The sequence below is a fragment of the Viscerimonas tarda genome, from assembly GCF_054601255.1.
Genome location: NZ_BAAHWV010000014.1, coordinates 52,841 through 71,215, shown reverse-complemented (window position 1 = coordinate 71,215; position 18,375 = coordinate 52,841). Strand labels below are relative to the sequence as shown.

The window sequence follows — 18,375 nt, the reverse complement described above, 5'->3', positions numbered from 1 at the left end:
TTCGGTATTTTTTTTACAAAGATAGAGAAATAAGTGAAAAACTGAAAGTGATAAGTGAAAAACTAAGCATTAATGTGGCAATAGGGATATGAATTTCGCCGCCAATAGTCGCGGCACGCCACGACTCTACAACCTGAACCAGGGCAAACCATGAAAAATTTTACTGCTTATGCCTTTCGGTAAAGTTGCTGATATGAGCAGGAGATTCCTCCCTTTGGTCGGAATGACTCGCCTATGGGTGGTTTAAGGGAGTAGGAAGCGGCGGCTTCGCCTCCGCTTCCTACTCCCCTCTCCCAAAAAGGAGACAGTCATTCCGACCAAAGGGAGGAATCCCATTCGTAATAGTGTTTCTAAAATTTTTCATGCGTCTGCCCTACAACCTTGAATTCGTAAGGGCGCGATTAATCGCGCCCCTACAACCTTGAACTTTAAACTTAAAACATTACCTTTGCAAAAAAAACCATGGCCGGAAATGGAATGAAAAGCCTGGCAAAAGATACGGCAATCTATGGCTTGAGCAGTATCGTTGCCCGTTTTTTGAATTGGTGCCTCGTGCCGATGTACACCCGCATATTTACCGATACCGGCGAATACGGCATCGTTACCAGCATATACGCTTACACAGCCTTCGTTATGGTGCTGCTCACCTACGGAATGGAAACCACTTTTTTCCGGTATATCAACAAGAAAGAAGAGAATGCCGGTAGCGTCTATTCTACCACCCTCATTTCGCTGGCTTCTACGTCCATGCTGTTTATTTTGGTCTGTTTGTCGTTTCTGACGCCTATATCCTCGTGGATGGGCTATGCCAATCATCAGGACTATATATTTATCATGGCCTTGACGGTTGCTCTTGATGCATTCACCAGCATTCCGTTTGCCTATCTTCGTTACAAAAAACGGCCTGTCCGGTTTGCAAGCCTCAAATTTGTGAGCATATTGCTGAATATATCGCTGAATGTGTTTTTTCTTATCATTTGCCCCCAAATTCATCAATCGAATCCGCAATTAATCGACTGGTTTTATAATCCCGATTACGGCATCGGCTATATTTTTGTGGCCAACCTCATTTCTTCTCTCGCAACACTGTTACTGAATATCCCCGAACTGACGGGCTTTAAATACACTTTCGATCAGGCGCTTTTCCGGCGGATGCTGCGATATACTGCTCCACTGCTGCTTTTGGGCCTGGCCGGCGTGATGAATCAAACGGTGGACAGGATGCTGTACCCCTTTTTGTTTGAAAGCGAAGACGAAGGATTCAGCCAACTGGGCATATACGGAGCCTGCACCAAAATAGCGGTAGTGATGACCATGTTTACCCAAGCCTTCAGGTATGCTTACGAACCTTTTATTTTTGCACAGCACAAGGATAAAGACAACAAGTTATCGTACGCCATTGCGATGAAATACTTTGTTATATTTGCCCTGTTTATTTTCCTTGCGGTGATGTTTTACATCGACATTCTGAAATATTTTATAGGCGCCAATTATTTTGAGGGGATACATGTTGTACCCATCGTTATGGCAGGAGAAATATTTTTCGGCATCTATTTCAACTTGTCGCTTTGGTATAAGCTGATAGACAAGACATACTACGGAGCCCTGTTTTCGATGTGTGGATGCGCTGTTATTGTTGCTATAAATATCATCTTCGTCCCGATATATGGGTATGTGGCCAGCGCATGGGCATCGTTTTTCTGCAATTTGGTGATGATGCTGCTATCTTACCTGTTTGGGCAAAAAAATTATCCGGTGAAGTACGAATTGAAAACAATCATGCTCTATTCGACGCTGGCTTTCGGTTGCTACATGGCAGCGATGGCGCCCGATATAGAAAACGAAATCCTCCGTTTAGCCTACCGGACAGTCTTTCTTTTTGCCTTTGCCACCATCATTATCAAACGAGATTTGCCCTTGAGCGAGATACCTGTTATTAACAGGTATTTCGGGAAATGATTTAAAGTTCAAAGTTTCAGGTTGTAGGGTCGTGGCGTACCGCGACCATTGACGACGATTTGGACGCCGCATTTGTAGGGGCGTATGGCATACGCCCGTTGCCGCGAATGGGCTACTTTAAATCAAATGATATTGTAGAGACGTGGCGTGCCACGTCTGCTTCCGCGAATGAGCAGCAACGACAAATACCAGACGAGGCATGCCACGTCTCTACAATGTAATCAGGAAAAATTTACGAGAATTCCCGTTTAAATCTGTTCGCGGCAGCGGGCGTATGCCATACGCCCCTACACGGCCCTACACTTTACAAATCAAACAAGGGGGCAATAAACAGCAAAGACGCCCAAATTGGACGTCTTTACACTATTTGTTAGGAGATTACGGGTCAGGCCCGCAATGACAGTAATTTAATTCACCTGAACTACCAGGTATGGAGTTACGCTCCAGAACTTCTTATAGTCCAAGATATTAATAACTATTTGGCCGTTGGCATCTTTATCCAACGAGTAGCTGGCTTTTGGATGTTCGGAAAGCACTTTGGCTTTTTTGGCATAAACAGGTATTGCTTTTGTATCGCGTATATCCACAGCAACAAAGCTCGATTTGTCGATAGATTCTTTCATTACTTTGGAGGATGAGAGGAATCCGCCGGATACAATTTTAGCTTCCTTCAATTCTTTTGAGGTGCCGAATACATAATAGGCCGTGTTCAACGCGCGGTCTTGTTCCTTGATTGTTGATGCCTGATCCATCACCTGATCCGACAGGTTGTTGACGTGAGAACTCAACCGTCCGATATTTGTATTCAATGCAGCTATTTCTTTGTCGCGTTCGGTTAAGGCTTCCTGAAGCGAAACGATAGACGCCGCTCTTTCTTCCAGTTCTTTGTTCAGGCGTTCGATGGTAGCAGTCAGACCGGTCAACTGACCTTTGCTGCTTTTCAGCTTGCTATTCAGGTTTTCGATTTCCTTTTTGTTTTTTAGCAGTATGTCATTAATCATGTTGAAGTTGTCGGTGATCTGCGTTTTTGTACTTGCATTCATATCACCTTTACTTTTCGATTCTACCGCCAGATATTTTTCAGCTTCTTTAATTTGGTTGAAATTTTCTTCTATGGTATTGATAATATCCATAGATTCAGTTAACTCCGCATTGCTCTGAGCAGTTGCTTTCATCAGAGAATCGTTTTGCGCCTGTATGGTTTTGTATTCGTCCGAGTTCTTCACATCACACGAAGCCAATAAGCCAACGCATAGACAAACAAACATTAATTTCTTCATAATCAAACAGTTTTAATTTTCTTAATCTAAATAGTTGCTTCTAATATTAACAGATAACGATTTTATAAGCCCCAAAGATAATTCTATTTTGGATATTATTTCTATTTTCCCGATACAATTAATACAAATTCGCCTCTAGGTTCGTTTGTTTCAAAATAGTTAACCAGTTCCGAGAGTGTTCCCCTGACGGTTTCCTCATGAAGTTTTGAGATTTCGCGGGAGGTAGCGGCATACCGGTCTTCGCCAAAATATCCGGCAAGTTGCGTAAGTGTTTTGAGCACCCGGTAGGGCGATTCGTAAATAACAATGCTGCGTGTTTCTTCCGACAATTCGCGCAAGCGTGTTGCCCTGCCTTTTTTCACAGGGAGAAACCCCTCGAAGCAAAACCTGTCCGAAGGTATCCCCGATGCTACCAGGGCCGGAACAAATGCCGTAGCGCCGGGCAGGCATTCCACCTCTATGTTGGCTTTAATGCATTCGCGCACAATCAGGAACCCCGGGTCGGATATGCCGGGTGTTCCGGCATCCGAAATCAGGGCGATGTTTTCTCCGCCGGTCAACCGGTCGATAATATGCGAAATGCTTTTGTGCTCGTTGAACTTGTGGTAAGACTGCATTCGGTTTTGAATCTCGAAATGTTTCAGCAGGAAACCCGAAGTACGGGTATCTTCCGCCAGAATCAAATCCGATTCTCGCAGAATGCGTATTGCCCTGAAGGTCATATCTTCGAGATTCCCTACCGGTGTAGGTACAACATACAGTTTTCCCATTGCTATCTATCGGTTGTTATTTCGAGAACAGCGAATATTTTGCCATGCAGATGAATGCTCTGACACCGTCTCTCCATCCTATTTTCTTGCCTTCTTCATACGTCCGTCCGTAGTATGATATGCCCACTTCGTATATTCTTATTCCGCGTATTTTAGCTATTTTGGCCGTAACTTCCGGTTCAAAGCCAAAACGCCTTTCTTGCAACTTCAGCCCTTTAATAATATCTGCCCTGAACATTTTGTAGCAAGTTTCCATGTCGGTCAGGTTGAGGTTGGTGAGCATGTTGGAGAAGAAAGTGAGGTACTTATTTCCTATCGAATGCCAGAAAAACAAGATACGGTGCGGTTTTCCACCCATAAAACGCGAGCCGTAAACCACATCGGCAAAACCGTCCAATATGGGTTTAAGCAAGATGTTATATTCCTCGGGGTCGTATTCGAGGTCGGCATCCTGAATAATGATAAAATCGCCCGTAGCTTCGGCAATTCCGCGGTGCAGGGCTGCCCCTTTACCCATATTCTGTGGCTGGTCGAATAACTTTATGTCGTATTTGTCGTGCTGGCTGATATATTCATTCACTATTTCAACGGTGTTGTCTTTTGAACAGTCGTTTACTATAATAATTTCTTTATCTATGTTGTTGATAAGTTCTACGTCAAGCGCCTTATTGAGGATAAGGTGTATAGTTTTGGCTTCGTTATAAGCCGGAATTACGATTGAAAGTTTCATATTATTTTATATTTATTGTTCTAAAACCGTCTTCTATTTTGTCGCCTCGCATTTCAAGTATATTGGGGTCTGTGATTATACAGGGGAAACATGCATCGCCGCAAAAGCCCGAGGCGGATATGTAAAGCTCTGTGTTTCCTACGCGGTAGGAGTTGCATTCGGCGCCGTCGGCCTGCAATGTTTGAGGCGAATACAGAAACGAAACAAGCGATTTGTCCCTGATATTCTCTTCAAACTGTTTTTCTGACAAAACAGCCACATAAACGAGACCGGCAAACAAAATTACATAAATTCCTTTGCAAAGAAAGTCTTTTTTGACGGATATATCAAACATCATTACAGGAATAATCCCTGCCATAAGAATAAATGAAAAACCGAACCGTACATCAGGCGCCATGATAAACCAAAAGATTGAACCAAGAACTGCGGTAATCCACACAACAATTTGCGATGTATTTACAGCGGCGTTACGTTTCTTTAGCCATAGCAATATAACGGGGGATATGCCCGCCAAACAGAATGTAGACAGATACAATTTGCCGTAGTTGATATACTTTAGCAGCCAGATTTTCATCCACTCGATAGAAGACATTTCGTTGAACTGTTCAATTGTTAGTCCGGGCGTTTTAGCCCATGACGAAACATATTCTTTTTCTATTTTAACCAGTTCGACAGGTATTTTCCAATCGAAAGAGAATAAATCAACAGCCGGAAAAGGATAAATTAAATAGCCGGTCAACAAGATGTTGCGCACACACCATGGCGCTATTATCAGCAAAGCAATGACCAGTAACGCCAGCGTTGGTTTGCCCGCTTTCCTTTTGATAAACGCGATCAATACGAACAACGAAAGCAAACAAATGGGGATAACAGACAGCTTAAGTGTGAGCGAAAAAATGGGAAGCGCCCAGAATACTAAAGGGTTTTTCGTCAACGCATCTTTATCGAGAAAAGCCTTTAACAATATATACGAAACTAAAATGTTGGGTAATACGTCTGTTGAAGGTGAAGATATAAATTCGCTATAACAATGTAGAAAAATGAAAACGAAAAAAGACAATGCCAATTTCAGCCAAACGGTTTTCGATTGAACAATTTTCAGAACAACCCAGCTTAGCATCACTATCAGATTCAAGCCCAATAAGCCGAACGGACGAAAGCCGAACAAATCTTTTAGCGAAAAAGCCGAAGACATCAACAGTAAATTGGAATTGAACCCGAAACGGCCATGCAGATTTGCCAATCCGGGTATTATACGATAGCTTTCGTTCCACATCATGGCCTGCAAATAATACAACCGGGTATCCCAAACGAGTGGTGGTAATAGACTGTAAAGCCCCACAACGAGGATAAGCAATGCAAGCAATCCCTTTGCAAGCAAAGGCAAGGATTTGAGTCGGGTATAAATATCAAACAGAAAATAATCTTTTTTGTAGCGGTACAAATAAACGGTATAGCAGGCGGCTATAACTAAAAACAGCCAGAGAATAGCGCCATTTACCGGAAACAGAAAGGAGATAACTGGAAGCGTTGACCCGGCAAAGCAAACGCCCAAGAAGAACGTGTCGAATAAGCCATATTCGCTTTTCTTATCAAATATCCGGCACAAACCAACCAGTATTTTTCCGAATACGAAGAAAATAAAAGAGATTATCAACCACGAAATAAGAATACTCAACATACAATCTTCTCTTGGGGATAGCTTTTAATCACAAGTATATTATCAGCGTATTACGCCGTCAAAATATTCGATTGTTTTTATAAGCCCTTCGCGCAGTTTTATTTTGGGTTCCCAATCCAACTGCTTTTTTGCCAGTTCGATGTTTGGTTTCCGCTGTTTGGGGTCGTCGCTCGGCAAGGGCCGATAAACTATTTGGGATTTTGAGCCGGTCAGCTCTATAATTTGTTGCGCCAGTTCCAGCATGGTAAATTCGCCCGGGTTGCCTATATTCACAGGGCCGGTGAACGAGTCGCCGGTAGCCATCATTTTCACCATCCCTTCTATCAAATCGTCAACATATTGGAAACTGCGCGTTTGCAAACCATCGCCAAAAATAGTAATATCCTCGTTCCTCAGCGCCTGAACAATGAAATTTGAAACAACACGTCCATCATTCGGGTTCATGTTTGGCCCGTAGGTATTGAAAATGCGGATGATTTTGATTTTCACATTATTTTGACGGTGGTAATCCATAAACAATGTTTCGGCACAGCGCTTGCCCTCATCGTAACACGAACGGATGCCGATAGGATTTACATTTCCCCAATACGATTCCACTTGCGGATGTATTACAGGGTCTCCATACACTTCGCTGGTGGAAGCCTGCAATATTTTTATGTTCAACCTCTTAGCCAATCCCAGCATGTTGATTGCCCCCATAACCGAAGTTTTAATGGTTTGTATGGCATCGTGCTGGTAGTGTACCGGCGATGCAGGACATGCCAGGTTGTATATTTCGTCCACTTCTATAAAAAACGGATTGGAGACATCGTGCCTTATCACTTCAAAATAAGGATTATCCATCAAATGGATAATGTTGGTTTTCGAGCCGGTGAAATAGTTGTCGAGGCTGATTACTTCGTTGCCTTCGTTCAGCAACCTTTCACACAAGTGGGAGCCAATAAATCCGGCTCCTCCTGTTACTAAAATCTTTTTTCTTCGCATTGGGTGTTCTGTGCTATTTTTTCCTGCAAAGTTAGCATTATTTTGTGATAATGAAAAAAAAGAATAACTTGTGGGCAAACGTATAAAAGAAGTCCGCCAAGCTAAGGCTGAAAGCCTTAACAAGCAGGCTCTAACATTTTTCGTGCGTTTGCACCGCTTGCACATTGTGTTTATATTTAAAAATCAGGGCAAATGCAATGGTTACCACCAAAGCGTAGGCGGCAAAAATAAACCAGGAATTCGGCCAGCCATAAATATCCACCATGCTGCCGGCTGCATACGAACCTATGAAAGCGCCAAAACCATTGGTCATAATCATAAAAACACCTTGTGCGCTGGAACGAATAGAGCTATCGGTTTCCTGTTCCACAAACAGCGAACCCGAGATATTGAAGAAATCGAATGCCACGCCATACACAATCATCGACAGGATGAGCATCCACACGCCACCGCCGGGATTGCCTGCGCCCAGCAAACCAAACCTGAACACCCAGGCCAGCATGGAAATGAGCATGACCTTTTTAATACCAAACTTCCTCAGGAAGAACGGGATAAGCAAAATGCACAGGGTTTCGGAGAGTTGCGAAAGCGATATTAATATATTGGCATGTTCTACGCCAAAGGTACCCTGATAGTCGGCTATTTGTCCAAAATAATTTGTCAGGTAATCATTTCCAAACGCATTCGTAATTTGTAGCGACATGCCCAACAACATGGAGAACACGAAGAAAATAGCCATCTTCTTTTGCTTGAACAGCGAAAATGCACGCAGTCCCATGTTATCGACCCACGATCTCTTTTCTATATTTTTGTTTATTGCACAATCGGGCAAGGTGAAAGAATAAATACCCAGCATAAGCCCCAAGCCTGCCGACAAGTACAGCTGATTGGACGTAGAGGCAAATCCAAGTAAATCGACCGCCACCATAGCACAAATAAAACCTACCGTCCCCCAAACGCGGATGGGCGGAAATGCTTTAACCGCATCCAGTCCGGCCAGACTCAACGCATTGTAGGCTACCGAGTTAGACAGGGCAATAGTGGGCATATAAAACATAACGCTCAACAGAATGAAGGGATACAGCAAGGCATATTCGGTTTGTGGAGCCGCCACTATCAGAAACAAGGCTGCTATAATGTGGCAAATACCCAGCACTTTTTGCGCCGGAATCCAGCGATCGGCAACAATGCCCGTGATAGCCGGCATAAACAACGAGGCAATGCCCATAGTGGCAAAGAAACTGCCAATCTGAAAACCTTCAAAATGGAGATTTCCGCCCAGATAAGCGCCTAAAGAAATTAACCACGACCCCCAAACAGCATATTGGAGAAAATTCATCACCGTAAGTCTGCATTTTACATTCATAGCATTCTAAATTTAAAGTATAGTTAATGGTAAAGATAATATTTCTTAATCGAATTTTCTTTTTTAACAACTTAATGGGCAAAAAAGTTTTGGATTCGTATTTAGAATTATATATTTGTAATCTTAAATTATAAAAAACATGGAAAATAGATTTCTACCTCTCATTGAGGAAAGCATAAAACACAATTGGGATCTTCCTGCGTTGAGCGATTACAACGGCAAGACCTACACCTACGGAGACTTCGGGCGAAAAATAGCCGAAATGCACATGTTGTTCGAAATACTGGACGTTAAGCAAGGAGACAAGATTGCTCTCTGCGGGCGGAACATGTCGAACTGGGCTGTGGCCTTTTTTGCAACACTTTCTTACGGAGCAGTAGCAACCAGCATATTGCACGATTTCAACACCGAAAGCATCCACAATATAGTAACCCACTCCGAAGCCAAAATTTTGTTCGTGGGCGAATATGTATGGGATAAGCTCAACCCCGAAGAAATGCCATACGTGGAAACAATCATGCTAATGGAAGATTTCTCGGTTTTGAAATCCCGTTCCGAAAAGCTGATTGCTACCTGCCTGAACAGGGAAGGCATTTTTCAGGAAAAATACCCCTTGGGCTTTACGAAAGACGATGTGAAGTTTTATGTGGAACAACCCGAAGAACTGGCTGTGCTCAACTACACATCGGGAACAACCAGCACGCCAAAAGGAGTTATGGTGCCCTACCGCAGTTTGTGGTCGAACACGCGCTTTGCTATCGACAGCATACCCTTTGTGAAAACCGGAGACGGCATTGTATCCTTGCTGCCAATGGCTCACATGTACGGATTGGCATTCGAGATATTGCTTTCGATAGCCAAAGGTTGTCATGTTAATTTCCTGACGCGGGTGCCTTCGCCTCAAGTTATAATGGAGGCTTTTGCCCGCGTAAAACCAACACTGGTTATAGCCGTACCGCTTATTATCGAAAAAATTATCAAAAACAAGGTCTTGGTGGAATTGAACAAGCAACCGGTCAAGACACTATTAAAGTTGCCGGTTGTAAAAAATAAGATATACAAACAAGTGTTGGACAAGCTGATGGTAGTATTCGGTGGAAACCTGATTGAACTGGTTATCGGTGGCGCAGCGCTGAATAAGGAAGTCGGCGATTTCCTCACAAAAATAAACTTCCCCTATACCGTTGGCTACGGAATGACGGAATGCGGCCCGCTTATCAGTTACGATTATTGGGCGACATACCGTCCGGCATCCTGCGGAAAAATAATCGACAGGATGGAAGTAAAAATAGATTCGCCCGATCAGGAAAAAGTTTCGGGTGAAATCCTCATCAAAGGAATGAACGTGATGTCGGGCTATTTCAAAAACCCGGAAGCTACCCACGACGTGCTCGATAAAGACGGCTGGTTGCATACCGGCGATTTGGGCGTAATAGACAAAGGCGGATACATTTATATAAAAGGACGCAACAAGTCGATGATTCTAGGCCCATCGGGGCAAAATATTTACCCCGAAGACATTGAAGGATTGCTGAATAACTATCCATACGTTTTAGAATCGCTTATCATTGAAGAAAACAGCAAACTGGTAGCGCTGATTGTTCCCGATCCCGAGCAGATGAAGGTAAACAATATCGAACCGGCACAACTCGAAGACATCTTTGCCGGTGAAATTAAGAAGCTGAACAAGAAACTGCCAAGTTATAGCCAGGTATCGAAGTTCAGAATACGTTCCGCCGAATTTGAAAAAACGCCTAAACGCAGCATACGAAGATTTATGCACCAGACGCTTTTTGAAAAATGATTTTTATTAAATCGACAACTGTTTTGTCTGACCTGATTGCCGAATACCATTTCTTGGTACCTGTAATCAACCGTTTCGGTATTAAACTGGGATTGGAAGACAAAACAGTTGCCCATATTTGCACCCGGTATTCGCTTAACGAGGATTTCTTTCTCGCCATACTGAATACCTATCTGAACGAAGATTTCTTCCCCGAAAAGAAACTGCAAAAGTTTGATATTATTCTGGTTACCGATTATTTGCGGAAAACGGACATGCATTACATCAATGCCTATTTGCCCAACCTCGAAAAGCACCTCAATGCCTTTATTGCGATGAGCGATTCGGGCAGCAAACAGTTGAAATTGTTGAATAAATTGTTTGCCGAATTCAAAAGCGAATTTCAAAACAGAATGTCGGGTATTGAGAAATACATGGAAGAAGATGACCTCTCCTACATCTTGCTGCTGGACATGAAAAATATTCTGATTAAACACATTTCGGGAACTTTCAACGAAAACCTGTGCTATGCCGTACTGTTCTCTGTGGATAGTTTGCAAGCCGACTTGGCCAAGCACAACCGCATCCGCGACAAGATACTGAAGCCTATGATAAAAGAGCTGGTTGAATCGGGAGTGGACGACTGGCAAAGCCTGCTTCGGGCAGGTAAACACGAACCGGCCGACGCCCATCAGCCCATATCGCAACGCGAGCTGGATGTGCTGAAGCTGGTAGCCCTCGGACACCTGAACAAAGAAATTGCCGACAAGCTGAACATCAGCCTGAACACCGTACTTTCGCACCGCAAAAACATTACCTCCAAACTGGGCATAAAAACCGTATCGGGCCTCGCATTCTATTGCCTGAGCCACGGCTACATTTCGCCCGAAGCTATTGATATAGGTTAATTGGGTTCAAAATTTCGGTCAAAATTCTTAACCACGGAGTTCCACGAGTAATCGGGGCTCACCAGTAAAATCCTGTGTTTAGGCATAACTATTAGACAATCTAAACAGAAAGAATTTTATTCGCCCTCTTACGCTCCGCACAATGAGGGTACATTAGATTTGAAAGTGTTCCGTTAGGAACAGGAGAAACATGATTTAGGGATTGACGGTCAATTTTCCCTGCCAAGCCACGCAAGGGGCGATATCTATTTTTACGACAATTGTCCGCAGGACATCCATATCAATAGAAAAATAGCATTCCGATTCGTCATTTTCCCCGTAGGGGATACACGGAAACGGTGAATGTCCTACGGACAATATTATGGGGGATTAGACTGTCTTCTATTGATATGTAAGCCCGATGGGCTATGATTTCGGGGGTTAAACACAGGGGTTTGCTGATGAGCCCAGAAGTCCTCAGAAAAGACGTGGCACACCACGACCCTACATAAAAAAATTCCCTGAAAAATACTCCGTGGTTAAAAATCGAACCCGAAATTTTGAACCTTGAACTTTAAACTAAAAAAGGTTGTTTTTCCGGCGATTTATCCGTATATTTGTCAGGTTTTTCGCGAAACCTTTTAATTCGATTTAAAGCCCTGTGTATAGGGTTGTTATAAAAAGAAAAAACATGACAGAAAAAGAAAGAAAGAGTGCAGCAAGCGGAGCCTATTCTGCCGACAATATTCAGGTGCTTGAGGGCTTGGAAGCCGTAAGAAAGAGGCCTTCGATGTATATTGGCGACACAGGCGAGAAAGGCTTGCATCATTTAGTATATGAAGTAGTGGATAACTCTATTGATGAAGCCTTGGCTGGTTATTGCAACGATATTATCGTAACAATCAACGAAGACAACTCAATAAAAGTAGAGGATAACGGGCGCGGTATTCCTGTCGATTTTCACGAAAAAGAACAAAAATCGGCGTTGGAAGTAGTGTTGACTGTTCTTCATGCCGGAGGAAAATTCGATAAGGGAACGTATAAGGTATCGGGCGGTTTGCATGGCGTGGGGGTATCCTGCGTAAATGCGCTTTCGATCTACCTGAAAGCCGAAGTTTTCAGAGACAGTAAAGTTTATATGCAGGATTTTTCGTGCGGTAAGCCTTTGCATGGCGTAGAGGTTATCGGCGAAACAAGCAAAACCGGAACAACTATCACCTTCAAACCCGACGACAGCATTTTTATCGTAACCGAATATAAATACGACACTCTGGCTTCGCGGCTGCGCGAATTGGCATTCCTCAACGCAGGAGTAAGCCTTACGCTGATTGACAAGCGCCGTGTGCGTGAAGACGGAAGTTTTAAGAGTGAGAAATTCTACTCCGAAAAAGGATTGGAAGAATTTGCCCGCTACATAGATTCATCGAAAGAACCCCTGATGGATAATGTTATTCATATAGTTACCGAAAAACAGGGCATTCCTGTCGAAATTGCAATGACATACAACACCTCTTACAACGAGAATGTGTTTTCGTATGTAAACAATATCAATACCATTGAAGGGGGTACTCACCTCACCGGTTTCAGACGCGGATTGTCGAGGACATTGAAAAAATATGCCGATGACTCCAAGATGCTCGAAAAAGTGAAAGTTGAAATCAGCGGCGACGACTTCCGCGAAGGGCTGACAGCTGTTATATCAATAAAAGTGGCCGAACCTCAGTTTGAGGGACAAACCAAAACAAAACTCGGCAACAACGAAGTGATAGGCGCCGTTGACCAAGCCGTAGGCGAAGCCTTGGGCAATTATTTGGAAGAGCACCCGAAAGATGCACGGACAATTGTCGAAAAAGTTATTCTGGCAGCCACAGCACGCTACGCCGCACGCAAAGCGCGCGAAATGGTTCAACGCAAGTCTCCGCTTTCGGGTGGCGGTTTGCCGGGTAAACTGGCCGACTGTTCGAGCAAAGACCCTGCCGAAGGCGAAATATTCCTGGTCGAAGGAGATTCGGCGGGCGGTACAGCCAAGCAAGGTCGCGACCGTGGTTTTCAGGCCATTCTTCCCTTGAGGGGAAAAATTCTGAACGTGGAAAAAGCCATGCAGCACAAGGTATTGGAAAGCGAAGAAATCAGGAATATTTATACGGCTTTGGGCGTTACCATTGGCACGGACGAAGACTCGAAAGAGTTGAATATGGCCAAATTGCGCTACCACAAAATCGTTATCATGACCGATGCCGACGTGGACGGAAGCCACATTGCTACGTTGATTCTGACGTTCTTCTTCCGCCACATGCGCCCATTGATAGAAAATGGATACGTTTACATCGCCACGCCACCTTTGTACTTATGCAAAAAAGGCAAGGTTGAAGAATATTGCTGGAACGAAAGGCAACGCCAGAATTTCATTGACAAATACGGCGATGGTAACGAAAACGCTATTCATACCCAACGCTATAAAGGTCTTGGCGAAATGAACGCGACACAACTTTGGGACACAACAATGAATCCCGAGTACCGCACCCTCCGCCAGGTAACAATAGAAAATGCAGCCGAATCCGACCATATTTTCTCGATGCTGATGGGCGAAGAAGTTGCCCCCCGCCGCGAATTTATAGAAGAGAACGCTACTTATGCGAAGATAGACGCGTAAGCAAGTTAAAGGTTCAAAAGTTCAAGGTTCAAAGTTTCAGGTTTTAAACGTTGAACTTTGAACCTGAAACTTTGAACTTCTTTATTCAATATTTTTCCGCACCCGTGTCAAAAACTCCACCATCGCTTTTGAATCTTTTTTCTCGATGATGGTCAACAGCTTGGCCAGTTCCTGACGGATTAGTCCCAGCTGTTCCGGGGTGTGGGGGTTGAAGAGTATCTCTGTCAACAAAAAATCGTCTTCCGACAGCAAGCCCCGCGCAATGTTCATGTGCTTCTTGAAAGTTGTTCCGGGAGCTTCCTGATGCTTCATTACCGATGCAAATACCAGCGTGGAGGCAAAAGGTATCGACAGCGAGTAGGCTATGGTTTCGTCGTGTTCCTCAAAGGTGTAATCAAACACATTCAGTTTCAGACTATTGTACAAATCTTTGAAGAATATCTTGCCCCAATGGTTCGATTCGGATATAATAATGGCGCTCTGCGTGCTTAAGTCGCTCAGGTTGGCAAAAGTGGGGCCGAACATGGGATGCGATGACACAAAGGGCCTGCCTGCTTTTGCATAATACTCCTTCAAACCGGTTTTTACCGACGCAATATCCGATAAAATGCACGATTCGCCGAGGTAAGGCAATACCATTTCAAAAGCGTCAATCGTATATTTTACGGTAGCCGCATTAATTACTATTTCCGGCTTGAAATCCTGAATCTCCTCCGGATTACTTAATCGCACCGTGTTGTAAACAAAGCGCAGGCGTTTAAGGTCGGTATCAAAAACAGCGACCTCGTGGTCAAAACTCAAGACATCGGCAAAGAAAGAACCCATCTTTCCTGCCCCCAGTATCAAAATTTTCATTATTTGAGCTATATATTATATGTGTAATATTTCACTAACTATATTTTCGGACACAAAGATAAATATAATTCTTTGTTCTGATACTCCCATAGGACAAACGCATGAAAAAATTATATACTTTCGTGGTAATGAAGGGATTGAATTATCGGCAAAACTGGTCTAGTCCCGCATGGGACTAAATACGGGGTGTTATCAGTGAACCCTTTTTCATGCGTTTGCCCTTGGTTGCAATAGATAAAAGATAGTTAAAAAGCGAAAAATTTCTTAGCGATTCAGCCATTACATACCTTAAAAAAACATATATTTGCAATATAAAGTTATGATATATTCTTAATCACTTAACCTGATACCGTATGAAACTCAAAAAACTACTCCTAACCCTTGCCTGTTCTCTGGTCGTAGTAACAGGCTTTGCGCAAAGTGGCGATTGCGGCGAAAATCTTAGTTGGACGTATGATAACGGCACACTTACTATTAGTAGAGAGGGGGCGATGTGGGATTACCAAAATACAAGTTATTTACCTTGGTACTCTTATCGTTCCCTTATTACAACAGTAGATATACAGGAGGGTGTAACAACGATTGGGAACTATGCTTTTTCAGCTTGTAGCAGTTTAACAGATCTTACGATACCCGAAAGCGTGACAAAAATTGGAAGTTATGCTTTTGCCGGTTGCCCTAGTTTAGCCTCCATAACCATCCCTGACGATGTAATAAGCTTTGGAGATCGGACTTTTATGAGTTGTACCGATTTGACATCCGTTAGTATTGGCAATGTCGTAACAACTATTGGTGTTTATGTTTTCGCCGGTTGTAGCAGCCTAGCTTCGGTTAATATCCCCGACAGCGTAGTAAGTATTGGAGAGTCGGCTTTTGAAGGATGCAGCGCTCTGCTTTCTATCAGTATTCCCGAGGACGTAGCCAGTATCGGACGTTCTGCTTTTTCAGGTTGTAGTGGCTTAACATCCATCAGTATTCCCGAAAAAGTAACCCGCATTGAACAGGGTACTTTTGGAGCTTGTAGCAACTTAACAGATTTTACTATCCCCAACAGTATCACATACATTGGAAGTAATGCTTTTACCAATTGCACCGGTCTCGCATCTGTTACCATTGGTAACAGCGTAGCAAGTATTGGAAAGCAGGCTTTTTCGGGCTGTGGCAGCTTAACAGATATTTATGTACAAAATACCACTCCACCAGTTTGTACAGGTAGCTTCAATACAATAAATTATCTTACTGCAACCTTGCACGTTCCAACAGGCAGTAAAGAAGCCTACCAAGTAGCTAACGAGTGGAAAAATTTTACCCATATCCAAGACGATGTTGCATCGGGCATAGAAACCGTTGCAACCTCCAACGACCCCATCATCTCCACCCAATACTACAACCTGCGAGGCCAAGTGGTATCGCAACCGCAGCACGGTAGTATTTATATTGCGAAAGAGTTGCGCCGGTCGGGCAAAGCAACGGTGAGGAAAACAGCAGCCCCCTAAATCCCCCGCGGAGGGACTTTTGAGGAAGGCTTCGATAAAATAACCCGCCAAACATTTGGATATAAGTACAAAATACACTACCTTTGCACACAGAAATGAAAGAGGAGGCGGAAAGCTTCCTCTTTTTCGTTGATTTTTTATATGGCAGACAAGCAATTTATAGCAGACATAGTCAATGAGTTCTTAACCGATCCGGCTTATTTTTTGGTGGATGTAACGGTTAGACCGGGGAACAGCATCCTGGTCGAAATAGACAGTGATAACAGTATCGGCATCGACGACTGCGCCCAACTGAGCAAAAACATCGAATCGCGATTGAACCGCGATGAGGAAGATTTTGAACTGGAAGTGGGTTCGGCAGGAATCACATCGCCCTTCAAAATACCGCGTCAATACACCAAAAACAGAGGAAATGAAGTGGAAGTGCTGACCAAAGGCGGGCAAAAACTGTCGGGCGTGCTGAAGGACAACGATGACGAAAAATTCACCCTGACAATAACAAAACTGGTGAAACCCGAAGGGGCCAAAAGAAAAATAGCCGTAGAAGAAGATTTATCATTCGGCTACAGCGAGGTAAAATACACGAAATATTTAATAAGATTCAAATAACCATGGCTAAGAAAGAGGTAATTAATCTGATTGATACCTTTTCAGAATTTAAAGAACTGAAAAGTATAGACAGAATGACAATGATAAACGTTCTCGAAGAATCGTTTAGAAACGTTATCGCTAAGATGTTCGGTACGGACGAAAACTACGATGTAATCATCAACCCCGACAAAGGAGACCTGGAAATATGGAGAAACCGGAAAATTGTTGAAGACAACGAACTGGCCGACCCCAATACCGAAATCTCGCTTTCGGAAGCAAAAAAAATAGATGCGGACTTTGAAGTAGGCGAAGACGTTACGGACGAAGTATTCTTTCAGGAATTTGGCCGCCGCGCCATACTGAACCTGCGTCAAACCCTGGCATCCAAAATACTGGAACTGCAAAAAGACAGCCTGTTCAACAAATACAAGGAAAAAGTAGGCGAAATTGTATCGGGCGAAGTTTACCAGATATGGAAAAAAGAACTGCTGTTGCTTGACGACGACAAAGAAGAGCTGCTGTTGCCGAAAACCGAACAAATACCCTCCGACTTTTTCCGTAAGGGAGAACATGTGCGCGCCGTTGTTGCCCGTGTAGAAAACAAAAACAACAACCCCAAGATTATTCTGTCGCGCACCTCACCCGTATTTCTCGAACGGCTTTTCGAGTTGGAAGTGCCCGAAATAAACGATGGATTGATTACCATTAAAAATATAGCCCGCATACCCGGCGAAAGAGCCAAAGTATCGGTAGAATCGTATGACGACCGGATAGACCCCGTAGGCGCCTGCGTGGGGATGAAAGGCTCGCGCATACACGGCATCGTGAGGGAATTGAGGAACGAAAACATCGACATCATCAACTATACGTCTAACATGAGCCTCTACATTCAACGGGCGCTAAGTCCGGCAAAAGTATCGTCCATCAAGCTGAACGAGGAAGAACACCGCGCCGAGGTATTCCTCCGCCCCGAAGAGGTATCGCTCGCCATTGGTAAAGGCGGGTTGAACATCAAACTGGCAAGTATGCTCACCGGCTACACCATAGATGTATATCGCGATATTGACGACTTCGACGAAGAAGACATCTATCTGGATGAATTCCGCGATGAAATTGACGAATGGGTGATTGAGCAACTGAAGAAAATAGGATGTGTAACCGCGAAAAATGTATTAGCCATCGACCGCGAAAAACTTATCGCCGATGCCGACCTCGAAGAAAGCACCGTTGACGAAGTATTAGCAATATTCAGAGCCGAATTTGAGGACGAAGACGAAGCATAGTCCTTTTGTATTTGGTTATTAAGCTATTTCTTAATATTTTTGCATATCGCAAGAAAT

At 43.6% G+C, this 18,375-nt stretch carries 14 protein-coding genes; 7 read left to right on the top strand and 7 right to left on the bottom strand.

Features of this window, described 5'->3' with window-relative positions; all coding sequences use genetic code 11:
* Nucleotides 1–462 precede the first annotated feature (462 nt).
* On the top strand, nt 463–1,959 hold the full coding sequence (locus tag ACYPWY_RS08100) for a lipopolysaccharide biosynthesis protein (protein WP_459684973.1): 1,497 nt from the start codon (nt 463–465) through the stop codon (nt 1,957–1,959).
* A 407-nt stretch (nt 1,960–2,366) separates the two neighbouring features.
* Here the strand turns inward: ACYPWY_RS08100 and ACYPWY_RS08095 are convergent, their stop codons facing one another.
* The 6 genes from ACYPWY_RS08095 to ACYPWY_RS08070 form a co-directional block, all read right to left on the bottom strand.
* Nucleotides 2,367–3,239, bottom strand: coding sequence for a Cbp1 family collagen-binding glycoprotein adhesin (locus ACYPWY_RS08095; protein WP_459684972.1), 873 nt, complete (start codon nt 3,237–3,239; stop codon nt 2,367–2,369).
* A gap of 101 nt (nt 3,240–3,340) precedes the next feature.
* Nucleotides 3,341–4,009 carry a 16S rRNA (cytidine(1402)-2'-O)-methyltransferase gene (rsmI, locus tag ACYPWY_RS08090; RefSeq protein ID WP_459684971.1) on the bottom strand — a complete coding sequence of 223 codons (669 nt, stop codon included), beginning with the start codon at nt 4,007–4,009 and terminating at the stop codon, nt 3,341–3,343.
* Between the two features lie 16 nt (nt 4,010–4,025).
* Nucleotides 4,026–4,739 (bottom strand): glycosyltransferase family 2 protein, encoded by a 714-nt coding sequence (locus ACYPWY_RS08085; RefSeq protein WP_459684970.1) that lies wholly within the window; start codon nt 4,737–4,739, stop codon nt 4,026–4,028.
* A 1-nt stretch (nt 4,740) separates the two neighbouring features.
* Nucleotides 4,741–6,420: an LIC_10190 family membrane protein gene (locus tag ACYPWY_RS08080; protein ID WP_459684969.1), complete on the bottom strand. Its 1,680-nt coding sequence runs from the start codon at nt 6,418–6,420 to the stop codon at nt 4,741–4,743.
* 42 nt (nt 6,421–6,462) lie between these two features.
* Nucleotides 6,463–7,404, bottom strand: coding sequence for a UDP-glucuronic acid decarboxylase family protein (locus tag ACYPWY_RS08075; RefSeq protein WP_459684967.1), 942 nt, complete (start codon nt 7,402–7,404; stop codon nt 6,463–6,465).
* A gap of 130 nt (nt 7,405–7,534) precedes the next feature.
* On the bottom strand, nt 7,535–8,770 hold the full coding sequence (locus ACYPWY_RS08070) for a nucleoside permease (protein ID WP_459684965.1): 1,236 nt from the start codon (nt 8,768–8,770) through the stop codon (nt 7,535–7,537).
* 139 nt (nt 8,771–8,909) lie between these two features.
* Between ACYPWY_RS08070 and ACYPWY_RS08065 the strand changes: the two genes are divergently transcribed.
* The 3 genes from ACYPWY_RS08065 to gyrB all read left to right on the top strand — a co-directional run bounded on the left by ACYPWY_RS08065 (nt 8,910) and on the right by gyrB (nt 14,093).
* Complete coding sequence (locus ACYPWY_RS08065) at nt 8,910–10,574, top strand: AMP-binding protein (RefSeq protein ID WP_459684964.1); 1,665 nt, start codon at nt 8,910–8,912, stop codon at nt 10,572–10,574.
* Nucleotides 10,571–11,461, top strand: coding sequence for a LuxR C-terminal-related transcriptional regulator (locus tag ACYPWY_RS08060; RefSeq protein ID WP_459684962.1), 891 nt, complete (start codon nt 10,571–10,573; stop codon nt 11,459–11,461). Before ACYPWY_RS08065 ends, ACYPWY_RS08060 begins: the two co-directional genes overlap by 4 nt.
* A gap of 670 nt (nt 11,462–12,131) precedes the next feature.
* Nucleotides 12,132–14,093: a DNA topoisomerase (ATP-hydrolyzing) subunit B gene (gene gyrB / locus ACYPWY_RS08055; protein ID WP_459684960.1), complete on the top strand. Its 1,962-nt coding sequence runs from the start codon at nt 12,132–12,134 to the stop codon at nt 14,091–14,093.
* A gap of 81 nt (nt 14,094–14,174) precedes the next feature.
* On the opposite strand, the gene ACYPWY_RS08050 is transcribed toward gyrB, so the two are convergent.
* Nucleotides 14,175–14,948 (bottom strand): prephenate dehydrogenase/arogenate dehydrogenase family protein, encoded by a 774-nt coding sequence (locus ACYPWY_RS08050; protein ID WP_459684958.1) that lies wholly within the window; start codon nt 14,946–14,948, stop codon nt 14,175–14,177.
* A gap of 353 nt (nt 14,949–15,301) precedes the next feature.
* On the opposite strand from ACYPWY_RS08050, the gene ACYPWY_RS08045 reads away from it, so the two are divergent.
* The 3 genes from ACYPWY_RS08045 to nusA all read left to right on the top strand — a co-directional run bounded on the left by ACYPWY_RS08045 (nt 15,302) and on the right by nusA (nt 18,318).
* Complete coding sequence (locus ACYPWY_RS08045; protein WP_459684956.1) at nt 15,302–16,444, top strand: leucine-rich repeat domain-containing protein; 1,143 nt, start codon at nt 15,302–15,304, stop codon at nt 16,442–16,444.
* A gap of 141 nt (nt 16,445–16,585) precedes the next feature.
* Nucleotides 16,586–17,053, top strand: coding sequence for a ribosome assembly cofactor RimP (gene rimP / locus ACYPWY_RS08040; RefSeq protein WP_459684954.1), 468 nt, complete (start codon nt 16,586–16,588; stop codon nt 17,051–17,053).
* A 2-nt stretch (nt 17,054–17,055) separates the two neighbouring features.
* Entirely contained in the window at nt 17,056–18,318 is a 1,263-nt protein-coding gene (nusA, locus tag ACYPWY_RS08035) for a transcription termination factor NusA (RefSeq protein WP_459684952.1), read from the top strand.
* The last annotated feature ends 57 nt before the right edge of the window (nt 18,319–18,375 follow it).

What these genes read in the sequence shown, in the direction of transcription:
- ACYPWY_RS08065 (WP_459684964.1), top strand. Translation starts at nt 8,910, where the DNA reads ATGGAAAATAGATTTCTACCTCTCATTGAGGAAAGCATAAAACACAAT.
- rsmI (WP_459684971.1), bottom strand. Translation starts at nt 4,009, where the DNA reads ATGGGAAAACTGTATGTTGTACCTACACCGGTAGGGAATCTCGAAGAT.
- ACYPWY_RS08075 (WP_459684967.1), bottom strand. Translation starts at nt 7,404, where the DNA reads ATGCGAAGAAAAAAGATTTTAGTAACAGGAGGAGCCGGATTTATTGGC.
- ACYPWY_RS08095 (WP_459684972.1), bottom strand. Translation starts at nt 3,239, where the DNA reads ATGAAGAAATTAATGTTTGTTTGTCTATGCGTTGGCTTATTGGCTTCG.
- ACYPWY_RS08100 (WP_459684973.1), top strand. Translation starts at nt 463, where the DNA reads ATGGCCGGAAATGGAATGAAAAGCCTGGCAAAAGATACGGCAATCTAT.
- ACYPWY_RS08085 (WP_459684970.1), bottom strand. Translation starts at nt 4,739, where the DNA reads ATGAAACTTTCAATCGTAATTCCGGCTTATAACGAAGCCAAAACTATA.
- ACYPWY_RS08070 (WP_459684965.1), bottom strand. Translation starts at nt 8,770, where the DNA reads ATGAATGTAAAATGCAGACTTACGGTGATGAATTTTCTCCAATATGCT.
- rimP (WP_459684954.1), top strand. Translation starts at nt 16,586, where the DNA reads ATGGCAGACAAGCAATTTATAGCAGACATAGTCAATGAGTTCTTAACC.
- ACYPWY_RS08045 (WP_459684956.1), top strand. Translation starts at nt 15,302, where the DNA reads ATGAAACTCAAAAAACTACTCCTAACCCTTGCCTGTTCTCTGGTCGTA.
- ACYPWY_RS08080 (WP_459684969.1), bottom strand. Translation starts at nt 6,420, where the DNA reads ATGTTGAGTATTCTTATTTCGTGGTTGATAATCTCTTTTATTTTCTTC.
- nusA (WP_459684952.1), top strand. Translation starts at nt 17,056, where the DNA reads ATGGCTAAGAAAGAGGTAATTAATCTGATTGATACCTTTTCAGAATTT.
- ACYPWY_RS08050 (WP_459684958.1), bottom strand. Translation starts at nt 14,948, where the DNA reads ATGAAAATTTTGATACTGGGGGCAGGAAAGATGGGTTCTTTCTTTGCC.
- gyrB (WP_459684960.1), top strand. Translation starts at nt 12,132, where the DNA reads ATGACAGAAAAAGAAAGAAAGAGTGCAGCAAGCGGAGCCTATTCTGCC.
- ACYPWY_RS08060 (WP_459684962.1), top strand. Translation starts at nt 10,571, where the DNA reads ATGATTTTTATTAAATCGACAACTGTTTTGTCTGACCTGATTGCCGAA.